At 55.8% G+C, this 17,257-nt stretch carries 18 protein-coding genes; 15 read left to right on the forward strand and 3 right to left on the reverse strand.

Going from position 1 to position 17,257, the window contains the following annotated elements; translation table 11 throughout:
- Positions 1–69: 69 nt before the first annotated feature.
- Positions 70–1,734, reverse strand: coding sequence for an electron transfer flavoprotein-ubiquinone oxidoreductase (locus SR894_RS07735; protein WP_133730512.1), 1,665 nt, complete (start codon positions 1,732–1,734; stop codon positions 70–72).
- A gap of 508 nt (positions 1,735–2,242) precedes the next feature.
- Here SR894_RS07735 and SR894_RS07740 point away from each other — a divergent pair.
- The 14 genes from SR894_RS07740 (at position 2,243) to SR894_RS07805 (ending at position 14,605) form a co-directional block, all read left to right on the forward strand.
- Complete coding sequence (locus SR894_RS07740) at positions 2,243–2,992, forward strand: electron transfer flavoprotein subunit beta/FixA family protein (protein WP_133730513.1); 750 nt, start codon at positions 2,243–2,245, stop codon at positions 2,990–2,992.
- Positions 2,993–3,062: 70 nt separating this feature from the next.
- The gene (locus SR894_RS07745) at positions 3,063–3,989 is read left to right on the forward strand and encodes an electron transfer flavoprotein subunit alpha/FixB family protein (RefSeq protein WP_133730514.1); all 927 of its coding nucleotides are present in this window, start codon (positions 3,063–3,065) and stop codon (positions 3,987–3,989) included.
- 202 nt (positions 3,990–4,191) lie between these two features.
- Complete coding sequence (locus tag SR894_RS07750) at positions 4,192–4,803, forward strand: superoxide dismutase (RefSeq protein WP_133730515.1); 612 nt, start codon at positions 4,192–4,194, stop codon at positions 4,801–4,803.
- Between the two features lie 264 nt (positions 4,804–5,067).
- On the forward strand, positions 5,068–5,289 hold the full coding sequence (gene nrdH / locus SR894_RS07755) for a glutaredoxin-like protein NrdH (protein WP_008956787.1): 222 nt from the start codon (positions 5,068–5,070) through the stop codon (positions 5,287–5,289).
- A 9-nt stretch (positions 5,290–5,298) separates the two neighbouring features.
- Positions 5,299–5,733, forward strand: a complete 435-nt coding sequence (gene nrdI, locus SR894_RS07760; protein ID WP_133730516.1) for a class Ib ribonucleoside-diphosphate reductase assembly flavoprotein NrdI — start codon at positions 5,299–5,301, stop codon at positions 5,731–5,733.
- On the forward strand, positions 5,715–7,937 hold the full coding sequence (gene nrdE / locus SR894_RS07765) for a class 1b ribonucleoside-diphosphate reductase subunit alpha (RefSeq protein ID WP_244286487.1): 2,223 nt from the start codon (positions 5,715–5,717) through the stop codon (positions 7,935–7,937). The genes nrdI and nrdE overlap by 19 nt, the downstream gene beginning before the upstream one ends.
- Positions 7,938–8,054: 117 nt before the next feature.
- A complete protein-coding gene (gene nrdF / locus SR894_RS07770) occupies positions 8,055–9,026 on the forward strand; it encodes a class 1b ribonucleoside-diphosphate reductase subunit beta (RefSeq protein WP_007114779.1) in 972 nt (323 codons plus the stop codon).
- 63 nt (positions 9,027–9,089) lie between these two features.
- Positions 9,090–9,491 (forward strand): NUDIX hydrolase, encoded by a 402-nt coding sequence (locus SR894_RS07775; protein WP_133730517.1) that lies wholly within the window; start codon positions 9,090–9,092, stop codon positions 9,489–9,491.
- Positions 9,492–9,702: 211 nt separating this feature from the next.
- On the forward strand, positions 9,703–10,485 hold the full coding sequence (locus tag SR894_RS07780) for a DUF3450 domain-containing protein (protein WP_133730518.1): 783 nt from the start codon (positions 9,703–9,705) through the stop codon (positions 10,483–10,485).
- Complete coding sequence (locus SR894_RS07785) at positions 10,482–11,828, forward strand: MotA/TolQ/ExbB proton channel family protein (RefSeq protein WP_133730519.1); 1,347 nt, start codon at positions 10,482–10,484, stop codon at positions 11,826–11,828. The genes SR894_RS07780 and SR894_RS07785 overlap by 4 nt, the downstream gene beginning before the upstream one ends.
- Position 11,829: 1 nt before the next feature.
- Positions 11,830–12,372: a MotA/TolQ/ExbB proton channel family protein gene (locus SR894_RS07790; protein ID WP_088701735.1), complete on the forward strand. Its 543-nt coding sequence runs from the start codon at positions 11,830–11,832 to the stop codon at positions 12,370–12,372.
- The gene (locus SR894_RS07795; protein WP_022523852.1) at positions 12,365–12,772 is read left to right on the forward strand and encodes an ExbD/TolR family protein; all 408 of its coding nucleotides are present in this window, start codon (positions 12,365–12,367) and stop codon (positions 12,770–12,772) included. The genes SR894_RS07790 and SR894_RS07795 overlap by 8 nt, the downstream gene beginning before the upstream one ends.
- On the forward strand, positions 12,769–13,536 hold the full coding sequence (locus SR894_RS07800) for an energy transducer TonB (RefSeq protein ID WP_133730520.1): 768 nt from the start codon (positions 12,769–12,771) through the stop codon (positions 13,534–13,536). The genes SR894_RS07795 and SR894_RS07800 overlap by 4 nt, the downstream gene beginning before the upstream one ends.
- Before the next feature lie 4 nt (positions 13,537–13,540).
- Entirely contained in the window at positions 13,541–14,605 is a 1,065-nt protein-coding gene (locus tag SR894_RS07805; RefSeq protein ID WP_133730521.1) for a tetratricopeptide repeat protein, read from the forward strand.
- 147 nt (positions 14,606–14,752) lie between these two features.
- Here SR894_RS07805 and xthA read toward each other — a convergent pair whose 3' ends face one another.
- On the reverse strand, positions 14,753–15,580 hold the full coding sequence (gene xthA / locus SR894_RS07810) for an exodeoxyribonuclease III (protein ID WP_133730522.1): 828 nt from the start codon (positions 15,578–15,580) through the stop codon (positions 14,753–14,755).
- On the reverse strand, positions 15,580–15,837 hold the full coding sequence (locus tag SR894_RS07815) for a hypothetical protein (protein ID WP_133730523.1): 258 nt from the start codon (positions 15,835–15,837) through the stop codon (positions 15,580–15,582). Before SR894_RS07815 ends, xthA begins: the two co-directional genes overlap by 1 nt.
- A gap of 144 nt (positions 15,838–15,981) precedes the next feature.
- On the opposite strand from SR894_RS07815, the gene rhlB reads away from it, so the two are divergent.
- A complete protein-coding gene (rhlB, locus tag SR894_RS07820; RefSeq protein ID WP_246638261.1) occupies positions 15,982–17,256 on the forward strand; it encodes an ATP-dependent RNA helicase RhlB in 1,275 nt (424 codons plus the stop codon).
- Position 17,257: the final 1 nt, after the last annotated feature.

The following is a 17,257-nucleotide window of genomic DNA, read 5'->3' on the forward strand; positions in this document are numbered from 1 at the left end:
AGAAAGAAACGTCACGGCCCGTTATCGCTAGCCGTGACGCTCATACCGTCGCTACTGGTACTGATTCAATTACATATTAGGGTAGTTGGGTCCGCCACCACCTTCTGGTGCTACCCAGGTAATATTTTGCGCTGGGTCTTTGATGTCGCAAGTTTTGCAGTGCACGCAGTTTTGGAAATTGATCTGAAAGCGTGGCTGGCCCGCGCTATCCTCTACCACTTCGTAAACACCAGCTGGGCAGTAGCGCTGCGCCGGTTCTGCGTATTTGGGCAGGTTATCGCGGATTGGTAGCTCAGGATCGTCCAGGCGCAAATGACACGGCTGATCCTCTTCATGGTTGGTGTTCGACAGAAACACCGAGGTAGGCTTGTCGAAGGAGAGCTTGCCGTCCGGTTTGGGATAGTTAATCTTTTCAAACTCGGCTGCAGGCTTGAGTGCGCCATAGTCGGTGGTGGTATCGTGTACGTTAGGCAGCTTGTTGCCCAGCAACTGGTGAGCAAAATTATACGCTCCACCGCCCACGGTGCCATATTTATGGATCGCGGGGCCGAAGCTGGCGCTCTCTTTAAGCTCTTGGTAGGCCCAGCTGGCTTCCCATTTCTGGGTAAAGCTCGTTAGCTCCTGGGCGCCTTCGTCGCCACCTTTGATCGCCTCAAATACGCTCTCCGCAGCAACCAAACCAGACTTCATGGCGGTGTGCAGGCCTTTGATCTTGGAAAAGTTGAGGGTGCCCGCATCGCAGCCAATCAATAGCCCGCCGGGGAAGGTCATTTTGGGCAGGCTGTTAAAGCCCCCCTTGGTAATCGCCCGGGCGCCATAAGCCACGCGCTTGCCACCCTCCAGATACTGACTAAGTACCGGATGATGCTTCATACGTTGAAATTCGTCGAAGGGCGAGAGCCACGGGTTCTGGTAGCCCAGATCCATAATCAAACCCACAACGACCTGCTGGTTTTCCGCATGGTAAAGGAACCAGCCGCCGTGGGCGTTTTTATCCAATGGCCAGCCAGAGCCATGCAATACGAGCCCAGGCTCATGTTTGTCGGCAGGCACATCCCATAGCTCTTTAAGGCCGATACCGTAGTGTTGCGGGTCGCAACCTTCATCCAGTGAGAAGTCTTTGATTAAGCGTTTGCCTAAATGCCCCCGCGAGCCTTCGGCAAACAGCGTGTATTTGGCGCGCAGTTCCATGCCCGGCATATGGCCATCTTTAGGGGTGCCATCGGCGGCAACACCCATGTCGCCAATCAGAATGCCACGCACGGCGTCATCTTCAATAATGACCTCTTGGGCGGCAAAGCCTGGGAAGATTTCTACGCCGAGGCCCTCTGCCTGTTCCGCCAGCCAGCGGCACAGGTTGCCCGCACTGATCACATAGCGGGTAAGCTCGCCGCCGGTGTTATGCATGCTTTTAGGTACTAAAGCATTGGGCACTTTCTGCGCTTTTTCGGCGTCTTTAAGCAAGAAAACGTCGTCGCGAATTGCCGGGGTATTGAGTGGTGCGCCGCGCTCCTTCCAGTCGGGGAACAGCTCCGTCAATGCACGGGGTTCAAAGACCGCGCCTGATAGAATATGTGCGCCAACCTCTGAGCCTTTTTCAACGACGCAAACCGTGAGCTCTTGCTCAGCCTCGTTGGCTTGCTGCATGAGTCGGCATGCGGCGGAAAGCCCGGATGGGCCCGCACCGACAATGACGACATCAAAGTCCATTACATCGCGTTCTTCAGTTTCCACCCGGTTTCTCCTTATTCTCTTTAAGTGCCAGCGTTTACAAAACTAATCTCAGGGTTACTCCAGGGAACTAGCTTATAAAAAGTCGGCCTTAATTTAAAACGGTCGTTTGCTTCTGGTTATGCCCCATGATAGGCATAATACCTGTGTCAGGTCACGCCTACGATGGTGAAAGGAGCATTTATTGACGGTATGCTTTGCTTACCACCGTTCAGTGCTACGACTAAGGCCGTAGTGGACGATTAAGCATTAGGTATTGTCGCTTTATGGCAGGCTATGGCAAATTGGTAGGGTTTTTCAATTGCGCACCTATCAAACGCTCGATTGAATTTTGTATATTGAATTTAAAAGCGCCGCCGTTATCGTTGGCAGCGCCTGTATTGGGGCAGGCGAATCGCTGTTGAGCGGTTGCCAGTAAGTCTTCAATGCATCACACGTCTTAAAAAGGGGTATCCGCTGGGCGGGTGCCGTCTCAGGGTAACGGCTTTACGACAAGCCAAGCGAGGAACCTATGAAAGTACTCGTCGCGGTGAAACGCGTCATCGACTATAACGTCAAAATCCGCGTTAAGGCGGATCACTCGGATGTCGATCTTACCAACGTCAAAATGGCCATGAACCCCTTCTGCGAAATTGCCGTGGAAGAGGCGGTACGCCTGAAAGAGAAGGGCGTGGCGACAGAAGTCGTCGCCGTCACGGTAGGGCCCAAAGCCGCCCAAGAGCAGCTGCGTACGGCGCTGGCGCTGGGCGCCGACCGCGCTATTCATATTGAAACCGATGAGCGCGCCGAATCCCTGGCCGTGGCCAAGCTGTTGGCCAAAGTGGTTGAAGAAGAGCAGCCGGGGTTGGTGGTGTTGGGTAAACAGGCCATCGACACCGACAACAACCAGACCGGCCAAATGCTCGCCGCGCTCACCGGCCTACCTCAAGGTACGTTTGCCTCGGAAGTAGCGGTCGACGGCGACAAGGTGAACGTGACGCGTGAAATTGACGGCGGCCTGCAGACCATCGCCCTGACACTACCGGCGATTGTCACCACCGACCTGCGTTTGAATGAGCCGCGCTACGCCAAGCTCCCCGACATCATGAAGGCCAAGAAAAAGCCGCTGGATGTGAAAACCCCCGCCGACTACGGCGTTGAGGTTGCCTCCAAGGTCAGCCTGCTCAAAGTCGAGTCGCCCGCCGAGCGCAAGGGCGGCGTCAAAGTCGCCTCGGTAGACGAGCTGATCGACAAGCTGAAAAACGAAGCCAAAGTTCTTTGAGATAAGCTCTTTAAGATAAGTGCTTTGAAAACCGTACTTTAAGAAAAGAGCTTTGAAAGGAGTTGATGCCATGAGCATTCTGGTACTTGCGGATCTACACGAAGGCCAACTGGCCGGTGCCACCGCCCACGTCGTGGCGGCCGCCCAAGCCATCGGTGGCGATATCGATATCCTGGTGGCCGGTGAAGGCGTGCAAGCCGCTGCCGAAGCCGCCGCCAAACTCGACGGCGTGAGCAAAGTCCGCGTTGCGGATAACGCCGTTTACGCCCACCAGCTGGCCGAGCCCATGGGCGCGCTGCTGGTCGAACTGGCCGATGGCTACACCCACGTGCTGGCCAGCGCTTCGACTACCGGCAAAAACGTGCTGCCGCGTTTAGCGGCGCTAAAAGACGTCAGCCAGCTGTCGGACGTTATCGCCGTGGACAGCGCCGATACCTTTAAGCGACCGATCTACGCCGGTAACGCCATTGCTACCGTCAAAAGCGACGATGCCCTCAAGGTCATCACCGTGCGTTCCACCGGTTTTGATGCGGTCGGCACCAGCGGCAGCGCGACGGTGGAAGCCGTCGACGTAGTGGTCGACAACAGCCAGTCCAGCTTTGTGAAAGAGGAGCTGGCGCAGTCGGATCGTCCTGAATTGGGCGGCGCCAAGGTGGTGATCTCCGGCGGCCGCGGTATGGGCAACGGCGAAAACTTCAAGCTGCTCGACGGCATTGCCGACAAGCTGGGGGCTGCCATCGGTGCTTCCCGGGCCGCGGTAGACGCAGGCTTTGTGCCCAACGATATGCAGGTCGGCCAAACCGGCAAGATCGTCGCGCCGGATCTGTATATCGCCGTGGGCATTTCCGGTGCCATCCAGCACCTGGCGGGCATGAAGGACTCCAAGGTGATCGTTGCCATCAACAAAGACGACGAAGCACCGATTTTCCAGGTGGCGGATTACGGCCTGGTGGGGGATCTGTTTGAGATCCTGCCGGAGCTTGAGAGCAAGCTGTAAGCAATACCGTGATTCAATAGCGGTGGGCCGACTTCGCCAGAAGTCGGCTTTTTTTTTGGCCGGTGTATTAGGTAAACTGGCAATAGTTGACTAAAGTACTGGGTCAAAAGGTAAGAAAAACCACCCCGGTGGTTGAAAAAGCTGCGGGCTGACCGCACATAGGTAAGTGAAAGCAACGAAAGCCACTCAAGGAGATGATGATATGGCACATACACTACCCGAATTGCCGTACGCATATGACGCTCTCGAACCAAACATCGATGCGATGACGATGGAAATTCACCACTCTCGTCACCATCAAACCTACATCAACAACCTGAACGCCACGCTGGAAGGCACAGGTCTTGAAGATGTACCTGTCGAAGAGCTGATCGCTAATTTGGATCGCGTTCCGGAAGCCAAGCGTCAAGCCGTTATTAATAACGGTGGCGGTCATGCCAACCACTCCATGTTTTGGCAAATGATGTCGCCTAACGGTGGTGGCAATCCCCAGGGCGATGTCGCAAAAGCGATTGATGCTGAGCTGGGCGGTCTGGAAGCCTTTAAAGAAGAGTTCAAAAAAGCGGCCGTTGGCCGTTTCGGCAGTGGTTGGGCATGGCTCTCCATTACCCCTGAAAAGAAATTGGTGGTAGAAAATACCTTGAACCAAGACAGCCCGCTGATGCACGGCAATACGCCGCTGCTCGGTCTGGATGTTTGGGAGCATGCCTACTACCTGAAGTATCAGAACAAGCGCCCTGACTATATTGCTGCGTTCTTTAACGTAGTGAACTGGGAAGACGTTGAGCGTCGTTACCAGGCTGCGATTAGCTAATATTGCTATGAGCCGCTAACTGCGCCGGTTCATGGCGCTGTTAAAAACCGTCCACTTTTTAGTGGGCGGTTTTTTATTGTCTGGGACAGTGTTTTAGGGGGCAGGGTTGGGCATTAGCTGTCAATATCCTGTGGATGAAAAATACCACATATGCTTGAATTGATTTTTCATTGGTCTATATATAGTATGCGTCGTATCTTTTAGAGAGGGCAGGCACTAGATGTGCCCTACCCGAAAAATGCCGCTATGAAAAGGAAAATAGCCATGGAAATCCAAATTTATAGCAAGCCCGCTTGTGTTCAATGCACCGCGACTTACCGCGCGCTCGACAAGCAGGGGCTTGATTACACTGTTATCGATATTACCGCCGAATCCGGTGCTCAAGAAGAAGTCGAAGCTCTCGGCTATCGCCAGCTTCCTGTCGTAGTCGTCGGCGAGGATCACTGGTCGGGTTTCCGTCCAGACCGCATTCAAGCGCTGGCTTAAGTCATCCTAATGCTGGCAAGTTGCTCACCTTCACCTATCGCCGGCAGTTTGGTTTACTTCTCTACAAAATCAGGCAATACCCATCGATTTGTAGAAAAACTTGGTTTTGCCGCAAAGCGACTGCCGTTGAATCGAGATGAGCCTGTTCCACGAGTCACCCAGCCGTATATTTTAATTACCCCCACTTATGGTGGGGGGAGCGAGCAGGGTGCGGTGCCCAAGCAGGTGATCCATTTTCTTAACGACACACATAATCGGGGCCTCCTGCGGGGGGTGATTGCAGCGGGAAATACAAATTTTGGCGAAGCGTATGGCCTTGCTGGCCGCATTATTGCGAAAAAATGCCAAGTGCCGCTGCTGTATCGATTCGAATTATTTGGCACCGACGATGACGTGGCCAATGTCCGTCAAGGAGTAGAAGAGTTTTGGAAACGACAAACCTAGCCCTGAAAGACTCAGCGCCGAAAGACTCAGTCTCGAACGACGTATCCACTAAAAACGGTGAGGCCAAACGGCCAGCAGCGAAGATGGAAACGCGCACGCTGGACTATCACGCTCTTAACGCCATGCTCAACCTGTACGGTGCCAATGGCGAGCTGCAGCTGGATAAAGATCGCGAAGCGGCACGCCAGTACTTTTTGCAACACGTTAACCAGAACACGGTGTTTTTCCACTCGTTAGAAGAAAAGCTCGATTACCTGGTCGAAGAGCAGTATTACGAAGCCGAGATGCTGGCCCAGTACAGCTTCGCCTTTATCAAGGCGTTGTTCGAGCAGGCCTATGCGTATAAGTTTCGCTTTCCAAGCTTTTTGGGCGCCTTTAAGTACTACACCAGCTATACGCTGAAGACGTTCGACGGCAAACGCTATCTAGAGCGTTACGAAGACCGCGTCTGCATGGTCGCGCTAACCCTGGCGCGGGGCGACGAAACGCTGGCGAAGTCGCTGGTGGATGAAATCATTAGCGGCCGCTTTCAGCCGGCGACCCCCACCTTTTTGAACTGCGGCAAGCAGCAGCGCGGCGAGCTTGTGTCGTGCTTCCTGCTGCGTATTGAAGACAATATGGAGTCGATTGGTCGTTCGATTAACTCGGCCCTTCAGCTCTCCAAGCGTGGCGGCGGTGTGGCATTCCTGCTCAGCAACATCCGCGAATCCGGTGCACCCATCAAGCGCATTGAAAACCAGTCATCGGGCATCATCCCGATTATGAAGCTGCTGGAAGATGCCTTCTCCTACGCCAACCAGCTGGGCGCTCGCCAGGGGGCAGGGGCGGTGTATCTGAACGCTCACCACCCGGATATTCTGCGCTTTTTGGATACCAAGCGGGAAAACGCCGACGAGAAAATCCGTATCAAAACGCTCTCCCTGGGCGTGACGATTCCGGATATTACCTTTGAGCTTGCCAAGCGCAACGACGACATGTACCTGTTCTCGCCCTACGATGTAGAGCGTGTTTACGGCGTGCCCTTTGGCGACATCAGCGTTACCGAGAAGTACCAAGAGATGGTTGCGGATGCGCGCATTCGCAAGCATAAGATCAATGCACGGGCCTTCTTCCAGACTCTGGCCGAGCTGCAGTTTGAGTCGGGCTACCCGTACATCATGTTCGAAGACACGGTTAATCGCGCCAACCCGATTGCTGGCCGTATCAACATGAGTAACCTTTGCTCTGAAATTCTTCAGGTCAATACGCCTACCGAGTATGACGACGACCTTGGTTATCGCCAAATCGGTCAGGACATCTCCTGTAACCTGGGCTCCATGAACATTGCCAAGGTGATGGACGCAGGTGATATCGGTACCAGTGTGGAAATCGCTATTCGTGGTCTCACCGCTGTTTCTGAAATGAGTAACCTGCGCAGCGTGCCCTCTATTGCCGAAGGTAATGCCAAGTCGCGGGCGATTGGCTTGGGTCAGATGAACCTACACGGCTATCTGGCGCGGGAGCACATCTACTACGGCTCTGACGAAGGTTTGGATTTTACCAACCTCTACTTCTACTGCGTTGCCTTCCATGCGATCCGGGCGTCGAACCGTTTGGCGATTGAACACAAAGAGTCGTTTGCGGGCTTTGCCGACTCTACCTACGCTTCGGGGACCTTCTTCGATAAGTACACCGACCAGGCGTGGCTGCCGCGCACCGATAAAGTACGCGGGCTGTTTGAGCGCAGCGGTATCGCGTTGCCGACCCAAGATGATTGGCAGGAACTGAAAGCCTCGGTCATGGCCCACGGTTTGTATAACCGTAACCTGCAGGCGGTACCGCCGACGGGCTCGATCTCTTACATCAATAACTCCACCTCCAGTATTCACCCGGTGGCGGCGAGAATTGAGATACGTAAAGAGGGAAAGCTGGGGCGTGTTTACTACCCGGCGCCTTTCCTGGATGAAGCGAATTTTGACTACTTCCAGGATGCCTACGAAATCGGCCCGGAAAAGATTATCGACACCTACGCGGAAGCCTCGCAGCACGTTGACCAGGGCTTATCGCTAACGCTGTTCTTCCCGGACACCGCAAGCACGCGCGATATCAATAAGGCGCAGATTTACGCCTGGCGCAAAGGCATCAAAACGCTCTACTACATTCGCCTGCGCCAGAGCGCGCTAGAAGGCACCGAGGTAGAAGGCTGCGTTTCTTGCACGCTGTAATGGCACTGATTTCTGCCGATTCGCCTTGTGTCTGTTATTGAGCATTTGTTTCTAAACAAGCTTTGCTAGCCCGGCTGTCACAGCCGGGCTCTCATAGCCGGGCTTTGAGAGAGTGATATGAACACCATGCAACGTTTATCGCGGGTTGATGCGATTAACTGGAACCGGCTTCAGGATGATAAAGACCTGGAAGTCTGGAACCGCTTGACCAGTAATTTCTGGCTGCCGGAAAAAGTCCCGCTGTCTAACGATATTCAGTCGTGGAACACGCTGACCGAAAAAGAAAAGCAGCTGACGATTCGTGTATTTACCGGTCTCACGCTGCTCGACACCATCCAAAGCAGCGTGGGCGCACCGGTATTAATGGAAGATGCTCGCACTCCCCACGAAGAGGCGGTTTATACCAATATCGCCTTTATGGAATCAGTGCACGCGCGCTCCTATAGCTCGATCTTCTCGACGCTCTGTACCACCCGCGATGTGGATGACGCGTTCCGATGGAGTGAAGAGAATCCGACGCTGCAGGCAAAATCCCAGCTGATTTTAGAGCGCTACCGCTCGGATGACCCGCTGATGCGCAAAGTCGCCAGCGTATTCCTTGAGTCGTTTCTGTTCTACTCCGGCTTCTACCTGCCGATGTACTGGTCAAGCCATGCCAAGTTGACCAACACCGCCGACCTCATTCGTCTAATCATTCGCGACGAAGCGGTACACGGCTACTACATTGGCTATAAATTCCAGCAGGCGATGGCGGAAGCGACGCCCGCGCGCCAGCAGGAAGTGAAAGATTACGCCTACGAGCTGCTGCTGGAGCTCTACGACAACGAAGTGCGCTACACCGAGTCACTGTATGACGAGGTAGGCCTAAGTGAAGACGTCAAAAAATTCCTTCACTACAACGCCAATAAAGCGCTGATGAACCTTGGCTTCGAGCCGCTGTTCCCCAGCAGCGTCACCGATGTGGATCCCACCATCATGGCGGCGCTATCACCCAACGCCGACGAGAACCACGATTTCTTCTCCGGCTCTGGTTCTTCCTACGTGATCGGCAAAGCCGTCGCCACAGAAGATGACGACTGGGCGTTTTAATGGCCGTAGGAGTGGGTAGTAGATAAGCTGGTGGTATAGATAAAGGCGCATAAAGGAGGAGGTATGCCAGACAACCCCGCTAACGTATTGAAAATTGCCGCAGCAATGGTGAGCGATCCCGATGGTCGTTTGCTACTGGTGCGCAAGCACAATACGTCCTTCTTTATGCAGCCCGGCGGCAAGATCGATGCGGGTGAAACTGCGTTAGAGGCACTGTGCCGTGAGCTGAAAGAGGAGTTAGGCTTGCAGGTTAATGAAGATCAACTGATTCCCCTAGGCGTGCACAGCGCTCCCGCTGCCAATGAGCCGGACATGATGCTCGAAGCGCACCTGTTTAGCCTGGTTATCGACGAGCCTGTCGAGGCGGCGGCTGAAATTGCCGAAGCAAGATGGGTAACCCGTGAAGAGGCTTGGCAACTCCCGCTGGCGCCGCTGACAAAAGAGTACGTAGTGGTTAACTATTAAGCTTGAACATTGTGATAACGGGCGCCGATGGGCGCCTTTTTTATGCGTGTCAGGTAAGCGAAATCAACTGATGGTTAATGATAAATATTGTCATTTATTCTATTAGTGGTAGGCTATGTCCCGTAAAAGATAAACGCAAATCGTTCTAATACCCAATTAGTTTTTAGTGGCGCGGTGCCCGCCGCCCGCTACTCAGTGACGGAGAGTCGACGTGCTGAACAGGCCTTTCTTTGCCTTGCGTGGATGGTGGCTAGCGGGAGTGCTGGCCAGTGGCACGCTGATGGCAAGTGAACAAGCAGTGGCTCAAGCGGCCGAAAGTGTTGAAGCCCAGCAAGCCCAGGCAGCGCTTCAGGAGCAGATCGATGCTGCCGATGCGCAGACCCGTGAGCAGTTGGAAGAGTTGCGCCGTTTGGAGCGCGAAACCCGACAGCTGAAGGCTGATAACGCCTCTCTGTCCGGGCGCTTGGCGGAAGAGGCCGAGCGTCAGCAGCGGTTGGCGACGGCGCTGGATACGCTGGAAGATACCCGCGCGGCGCTGCCTGTGATCGAACAAAATATGTCTGCTCAGCTAAGCCAATGGATAGAGCGTGACCTGCCGTTTCTACGTGAAGAGCGGTTAGCGCGGGTTGAGCGTCAGCCCGACGAGCAAGGTCAAAACACCATTGAGCGTATTAATGGACTGTTAGAGGCCTGGCGCGTTGAGCTTGACTATGGTCAGGAGATGGACAGCTGGCGGGGGCGCCTAAGTCAGGATGGCCGCCAACGCGAAGTGGATTACTTGCGCATCGGGCGTATCGGCTTTTATTACCTAACCCCCGACGGCCGAGAGGGCGGTGTGTGGAGCGCTGAGAACGGCGCATGGCAACCGCTGGATGACGAGTACCTACGTGAAGTGCGCAGTGGGCTGCGTATGGCGGAAGATCAGCGCGCCCCGGATCTATTAACCTTGCCGCTCTCGATTAGTGCCAATGACCTGCAGGGAGAGCAACCATGAGTCGGCTAACACTTCGTCAACTTGGCTATGCCTGCGTTGTATTGGGTCTGGTAGCGGTGAGTGGCGTATCAATGGCGCAAACCGAAAGCGCTACTTCTCTGCGTGAAGCCCGTGAGGCTGCTGAAGTGCGAGACCAGCAGCGGCTAATGAACTTTCTGGATGACCAGCAAGCGCTAGAGTCCGCGCTGGAGCAAGCGCGCGCCGAGCACGAAGATGCCCGGCAGCAGCATGAAGCACTGCAGACGCAGCAGGCAGAGCAAACAGACCAAGCCAGCGAGCTGAACGAACGCCAGGCAGAACAGGGCGAAGCGCTTTCGGGTCTGCTGGCCAATCTTGCCCGACACAGCTCAGAGGTTCGCAACACGCTTGGCGAAGAAAGCTTGTTGACCTTGGAGGAGGGTTCGTTACCGCCTCGGTTGGATGAAGTTGAAGTGCTTGAGCGCCATCAACTGGAAAATGTGGTGGATCGCTTGGCGACGTTAACCGCGCGCACCGGGCGTGCCGAGCGGCTTTCAATGCCCGTCGCCGATGCAAATGGAGAGGTAGCCGCTCGCGAATTGGTACGGCTGGGCGATTTTGCGGCCTTTACCGAGAACGAGCTTTTAGAGCGCGGTGAAAATGACGGCAACCTAGTGGTTCTGCCGCGTACCCCTGATGCCATTGCCGGGGTGCTGGCGGCTTACTACCAGGGCGAAAGCAATGTATTTGCGGTGGATCCTACCCAGGGCAGTGTGCTGGAGGCCTTGGCCCAGCAACCCAGTCTATGGGAGCGTTTCCAGCAGGGCGGCTATGTCGGCTATGTTGTCGTGGCGCTGGGTATTCTGGGCATGATCATCGGGCTGGGGCAGTATCTCTATTTGGTACTGGTGAGTCTGCGTGTTAAACGCCAGCGGCAATCTCTCGATCAGTTGCGGGACAATAACCCGCTGGGCCGGGTTCTGCTGCGCTTTGAAGGCATGGATAAACATCAAACTCCGGAGGCGCTGGAAGCGCGGTTGGATGAAGCAGTGTTGGCCGAGTTGCCCAGGCTGGAACGCAGTCAGCCGATGGTGAAGCTGCTTGCCGCGATAGCACCATTGCTCGGTCTGCTGGGCACGGTAACCGGCATGATCGTGACTTTCCAAGCGATTACCGTGTTTGGCACCGGCGACCCGCAGCTAATGGCGGGCGGTATCAGCCAGGCGCTAGTGACTACCGTGCTGGGCCTGATTACCGCCGTGCCGCTGCTGTTTGTACAGACCGCTCTGGCAGGCCGCAGCCGTTACCTGACCCACGTGATTGAAGGGCAGGCGAGCGCGACACTGGCAGATCATCTGGAATCTCACACGCCCGTGGTGAATTAACATGTCCACTCTTCCTCTCTGGCTCGAACCCGTTGAGCGCTTAGTGGAGGCGGGGGGCGCAGTACTGGTGGTTTTGGCCGTCGTGGCCGTACTGGTGTTTGCCATGGCCATGGAGCGCTGGTGGTACTACCGAATCACCTGGCGTATAGCAAGGCGTCAACTGCTACGCCGCTGGGCGGCGCGAAATGACCACACCAGCTGGAGTGCACGCACGCTTCGCCATGTATGGGCAGAGGCGCTCGTCGCCAGGCTGCGCAAGCCCTTGCCATGGTTAAAGCTGTTGGTCGCGCTGTGCCCGTTACTGGGATTGTTAGGCACGGTAACGGGGATGATCAGTGTATTCGACAGTCTTTCGCTGAGTGAGACTCATCAGGCGCGTGCCATGGCCGACGGGGTTGCCCGTGCAACGCTGCCGACCCTGACCGGTATGGCCGTCGCTGTGGTAGGGCTGTTATTTATTAGTCGTTTAGAGCACGTCATTCGTCGTGAAGACCAGCGGCTGCATGATCGCTTGGCGCGGGCACTGGAGGAGAGTGATGCGTAGACGTCGTTCCATAGATGCAACTGCTGAAAGCAATGAGGTGAACCTTACACCCATGCTTGACGTGGTCTTTATCATGCTGATTTTCTTTATTGTGACTACCAGCTTTGTCAAAGAGAGCGGTGTCGAGATTGAACGACCGGAATCCAGCGCCGCCACCCCACGCCCGGATGCCCAGGTGCTCGTGGCGATTTCCCCCGAAGGTGCGGTATGGGTAGATGGCAGTCCCGTGGATGCCCACCGGGTCGGTCAGCAGGTAGCCGATATGCTAAGTGATGATGGCTCGGTAGTTATCCAGGCGGATCGCGAATCCACCACGGGCTTGCTGATCGAGGTGATGGATCGCCTACGTGAAGCGGGCGTTGACCAAGTGGCGGTGGCAGCGAGTCGGAGTGGGTCATGATGCGCCACCTGCTGTCGTTATTGGGGGGTGTCGTTCTGGCGGTGGGCTTGTTCTGGCTGCTTGCCCAGCTAGTGGCCCCCCCTGAGCGGGAGCCCGAAGAGCTGACCATGAGCATGGCAATGACCATGATTGAAGCGCCGGAGGTGGCCCCTGAGCAGGAGGCGCCCACGCCTCAGCCTGTTGAAGCGGCACCCCAGCAAGCACCGCCTCCCATGCCTGCGCCCGAGCCGCCTCCGGTAGCGGAAAGCACTATTAGTCTGCCGGAAGTGGAGCTGCCAGAGGAGCCCGTCGAGCCGGTTGAAATGGACAGCGAACTTCCCGAGCTAACGGAAGTTGAACCGGAACCCCGGCCTGAGCCAACGCCAGAACCCACACCGGAACCACCGCCTCGGGAAGCGCCTGCAGAGCCAGCACCCGCCGCTACCACTGCTGAGCCGAGTGAGCCTGCTGAGCGTGAGGCAGCTCCAGCAGCTGAGCCTGCTCCCTCTAACGAGCCGGTGAGCGTTGGTCAAGCTACGCCGACGAGCCGGGTTAATCCAAACTATCCACCACGTGCCCAGCGCCGAGGTATGGAAGGCTTTGTAGAGGTGGCCTTTACGATTCGCCGCGATGGCAGTGTGGATAGCTCTTCTATACGGGTTACCAATGCGCAGCCGCGTCGCGTATTTGACGATGCCGCGCGTGATGCGATTGCCAAGTGGCAATTTGAACCCAGTGATCAGTTGCGTAATGCCACCCAGCGGATCGAGTTTCAGTTGAGGTAGCCGTATGAAGCGTTTTTTAAGCATTCTATTACTCAGCGTTTGGCCTCTTTCTTCACAGGCCAGCCCTGCGCTACAAGGTGATGTGATTGCTGACCTCAATGCGCTGCAAAGCCAGTTAAAAGAGGGGGCGTTGGCACAAGTCGTTGAGCGGGCGACGTCCCAGGCGGAGCGGTTGGCGTCCGGCAACCAATCGGATCAGTGGGCCAGCGCGCTCTACCAACAGCTCGCAGCCGGCGCTTTGACGCGCCAGGATCAGCACGCTGCGGCAGCGGATCGTCTGGCGATTGCCCGTGGTTTAAGCGGAGTCGATAGTGCTCAAGCAGCCCGTTGGCTACGTGAGGAGGCCTCACTGCGCCGTGCTGCCGGTCAGCGTGATCAGGCCATTGAGTTACTCAGTGAGTGGTTAGACAGTCAGCAGGATATTGACACTACCTGGCAGCTAACCCGCCTGCTGGCGCAACAGGAACGCTGGGATGAAGCTGCCGATTGGCTTGAGCAGGCGCTTAATGAGACGCCAGAGCTAAGCGAAGCGCAGCAGGCTCTGGCGCTTGCTGTGTATCGCAATGCAGGGCAAGGCGATCAGGCATTGGGCTGGCTGCTGGATGGCTTGAACGCGAAAAGCGACGCCGCCGATTGGCGCCAAGCCGCCGGGCTTGCTCAGCAGGCTGGCCAGTCTGGGGTAGCCGCTGGCCTGTGGGAGACGGCCTGGCAATTAGGCAAGCTAACCGAGCAGGAAGATTTCTGGCTGTTGGTTCAACTCCACCTCGTCGGCGGCACCCCCGCAAGGGCGGCAGAACACCTAGAGCGGGCGATGAGTGAGGGCGATATTGTCCGCGATGAGTCCCATCTGCGTTTGCTGGCTAACGCCTGGCGGCAGGCCAAAGACGTTGAGAAGGCCCTAAATGCCTGGCACGCCTTGGCGCTGCATACGCAAGCTGCCGCAGACTGGCGTGCCTATGGCCAGCTCGCTTACGCCTGGGGTGAGGATGGGCAAGCGAAACAAGCCTTTGCCCGCGCCTCGTCATTAGGTGACGATGAAGCGGAGCAGTGGCTGGCCAGTTTCAACTAGTTAATCTCACGCAGAAAAGATGTCTGTCCAGTTCAGTAGGTCGGCGATAGGGTAAAGCGAGGGTCTTTTTCCAGGGATGGAAAAAGTAGCGCCCATGGATGGGTTCACAGCGCCCTCGCGGCGCCCTAGCGCCGTATGCAGAGAGGTCTAGATTTTAAGCGTAATATCAAAATCACTCCAGGTAGGCGCGTGATCCGATGGCCGCTCCATGCCGCGTAAATCGTAGTCTATGCCCGCGCCGGTGACCTGCTCAGCTAGCGCCTGGGTGACTAGAATATAGTCGATACGCAGGCCGCGCTTGGGCTCCTGGTTAAACCCTTTTGAGCGGTAATCGAACCAGCTAAAGCGGTCATCGCTTTGCGGATAGCAGAGGCGGTAGCTGTCGGTAAGTCCCCAGGCTTTAATACCTTCGAGCCACTCGCGCTCAATGGGTTGAAAGCTGGTTTTGCCTTCACGCAGCCAGCGCTTGCGGTTAGCGTCGCCGATACCAATGTCCTGGTCTTCCGGTGAGATATTAAAATCGCCCATGATCGCCAGTCGCTCGTCAGAGCGGTGCTGCTCGCTAAGCAGTCGCGCTAGCTGGCCGTAAAAGCGCTCTTTATGAGGGAATTTAGTCGGGTGAGTAACGTTTTCGCCCTGAGGAAAATAGCCGTTCCAGATCGTCACGGCTTCGCCATCATCGGCGATCAGACGAACGCCGATCATGCGGCGCTGGGCGTCTTCGTCATCATCGGGGAAGCCGTAAAAAACTTCAGCAGGCGCCTGGCGGCACATCAAGGCGACGCCGTAGTGGCCTTTTTGGCCGTGATAAAAAACGTGGTAGCCCATGGCTTCCACGTCGGCGAGGGGGAACTCACTATCCTGCACTTTGGTTTCCTGGAGCCCAATCACGTCCGGCTGCTGAGTGTCGATCAACGCCTGTAACTGGTGAAGCCGTGCTCGGATGCCATTAATGTTGAACGAAACCAAACGCATTATGAGTCGTCCCCCTGCGGTTTGTTGGCACCGCCATCAGTTTTGTCAGGGTGAATGGCAATCTCCTGTCCGTTCTGCTGGCGGGCGAGTTTTCTCACTGCCTGGAGCTTGCGCTGCTGCTGCTTTTTCGCCACAAAACGGCGCGAAGGGGCGACTTGGTCAGGATTGTCGTGGCGCCATTTTTTATAATCTTTACGCCGGCCGGTACGAATTGTCACCTTATCGGCCAGTGAACGAGTTTTTTTCTTACGCGTCATGTCGCGCTCCTTACGTCGATTTGACGGCTATTCTAACAGGCCTTGGGACTCCTTCGACAGCAGGACGCGCTCTTATCGCCAAGCCCTGGTACAATGCGCACGTCAAGAAGCCAACTTCCACAGCAATGGACAGATAGACAGCCTATGAGCGAGTCGGAACAGACCACAGCACCGGCCCAGAACCGCAAGCCAAAACGCCGCCGTCGTAAACCGCGTCGTCGCCAGTCGAGCTGGGATCTTCGTCAGTTTCAGGTGCCCGCCGTGGCCGGCAAGTGGCGCTTTCATGACTTTGATCTGCCGCTGCCCTTAATGCGCGCTATTCATGCCCAAGGGTTTGAGTACTGCACGCCTATTCAAGCCGAGGCCCTGCGCCAAACGCTATTAGGTGGCGACATTGTCGGCAAAGCGCAAACGGGAACCGGCAAAACCGCGGCCTTTTTGATCTCTGTGATGGCCTACTTCCTGGAAGAGCCAACACCCAATAGTCAAAAGCCGGGGGCTCCGCGTGCCTTGATTATTGCGCCCACCCGCGAGCTGGCACTGCAGATCGAAAAGGATGCTAAAGCGTTAGCACGCTTCACCCAGCTCAACGTGGCGAGTGTGGTCGGCGGTATGGACTACCAGAAACAGCGTGAAAGCCTGGGCAGCAAAATCGATATCCTGGTGGCGACACCTGGGCGTCTGTTGGATTTCCATCAGAAACGCGATATCGACCTTAATGAAGTTGAAGTATTGGTGTTAGATGAAGCCGACCGCATGTTGTCGATGGGCTTTATCCCCGACGTGAAGCGAATCATTCGCTACACGCCGAAAAAAGAAGAGCGCCAGACCTTCCTCTTCTCGGCCACCTTTACCGACGACATTCTGAATCTTGCCAGCCAATGGACGCTTGATCCCGCCCACGTTGAAATCGAAGTGACCGTTGAGAATCAGGCGGATATCGATCAGCGTGTGTATATGGTGTCCGATGACGACAAGCAGCGCTTGCTGGTGAATCTACTTCAGCAGGAGAGCTTTGAGCGCGTCATGGTCTTTGGTAACCGTCGTGACTTAGTGCGCAAACTCGACGACCTGCTCAAAAAAGCCGGTGTCAGTGCAGCGATGCTGTCGGGCGATGTGCCTCAGAATCAGCGTATCAAAACCCTGGAAAGCTTCCGCGAAGGCGAAATTCAGGTATTGGTCGCCACTGACGTTGCTGGCCGTGGGATCCACATTGAAGACGTGAGCCACGTCATCAATTACACCTTGCCCGAAGACCCGGAAGACTACGTACACCGTATCGGTCGTACCGGTCGAGCTGGTGCGAAGGGTGTATCGATTAGCTTTGTCGGTGAAGAGGATGCCTTCTCGTTGCCGGAAATCGAACGCTATATCAATGACAAGCTACCCTGCGTGCATCCGCCGGAAGGTATGCTCTAAG

The organism is Vreelandella neptunia (assembly GCF_034479615.1).
GTDB lineage: Bacteria > Pseudomonadota > Gammaproteobacteria > Pseudomonadales > Halomonadaceae > Vreelandella > Vreelandella neptunia.

Coding starts and splice junctions, on each gene's coding strand:
- SR894_RS07740 (WP_133730513.1), top strand. CDS start 2,243: ATGAAAGTACTCGTCGCGGTGAAACGCGTCATCGACTATAACGTCAAA.
- SR894_RS07745 (WP_133730514.1), top strand. CDS start 3,063: ATGAGCATTCTGGTACTTGCGGATCTACACGAAGGCCAACTGGCCGGT.
- SR894_RS07750 (WP_133730515.1), top strand. CDS start 4,192: ATGGCACATACACTACCCGAATTGCCGTACGCATATGACGCTCTCGAA.
- nrdH (WP_008956787.1), top strand. CDS start 5,068: ATGGAAATCCAAATTTATAGCAAGCCCGCTTGTGTTCAATGCACCGCG.
- nrdI (WP_133730516.1), top strand. CDS start 5,299: ATGCTGGCAAGTTGCTCACCTTCACCTATCGCCGGCAGTTTGGTTTAC.
- nrdF (WP_007114779.1), top strand. CDS start 8,055: ATGAACACCATGCAACGTTTATCGCGGGTTGATGCGATTAACTGGAAC.
- SR894_RS07775 (WP_133730517.1), top strand. CDS start 9,090: ATGCCAGACAACCCCGCTAACGTATTGAAAATTGCCGCAGCAATGGTG.
- SR894_RS07785 (WP_133730519.1), top strand. CDS start 10,482: ATGAGTCGGCTAACACTTCGTCAACTTGGCTATGCCTGCGTTGTATTG.
- SR894_RS07790 (WP_088701735.1), top strand. CDS start 11,830: ATGTCCACTCTTCCTCTCTGGCTCGAACCCGTTGAGCGCTTAGTGGAG.
- SR894_RS07795 (WP_022523852.1), top strand. CDS start 12,365: ATGCGTAGACGTCGTTCCATAGATGCAACTGCTGAAAGCAATGAGGTG.
- SR894_RS07800 (WP_133730520.1), top strand. CDS start 12,769: ATGATGCGCCACCTGCTGTCGTTATTGGGGGGTGTCGTTCTGGCGGTG.
- SR894_RS07805 (WP_133730521.1), top strand. CDS start 13,541: ATGAAGCGTTTTTTAAGCATTCTATTACTCAGCGTTTGGCCTCTTTCT.
- xthA (WP_133730522.1), bottom strand. CDS start 15,580: ATGCGTTTGGTTTCGTTCAACATTAATGGCATCCGAGCACGGCTTCAC.
- SR894_RS07815 (WP_133730523.1), bottom strand. CDS start 15,837: ATGACGCGTAAGAAAAAAACTCGTTCACTGGCCGATAAGGTGACAATT.
- rhlB (WP_246638261.1), top strand. CDS start 15,982: ATGAGCGAGTCGGAACAGACCACAGCACCGGCCCAGAACCGCAAGCCA.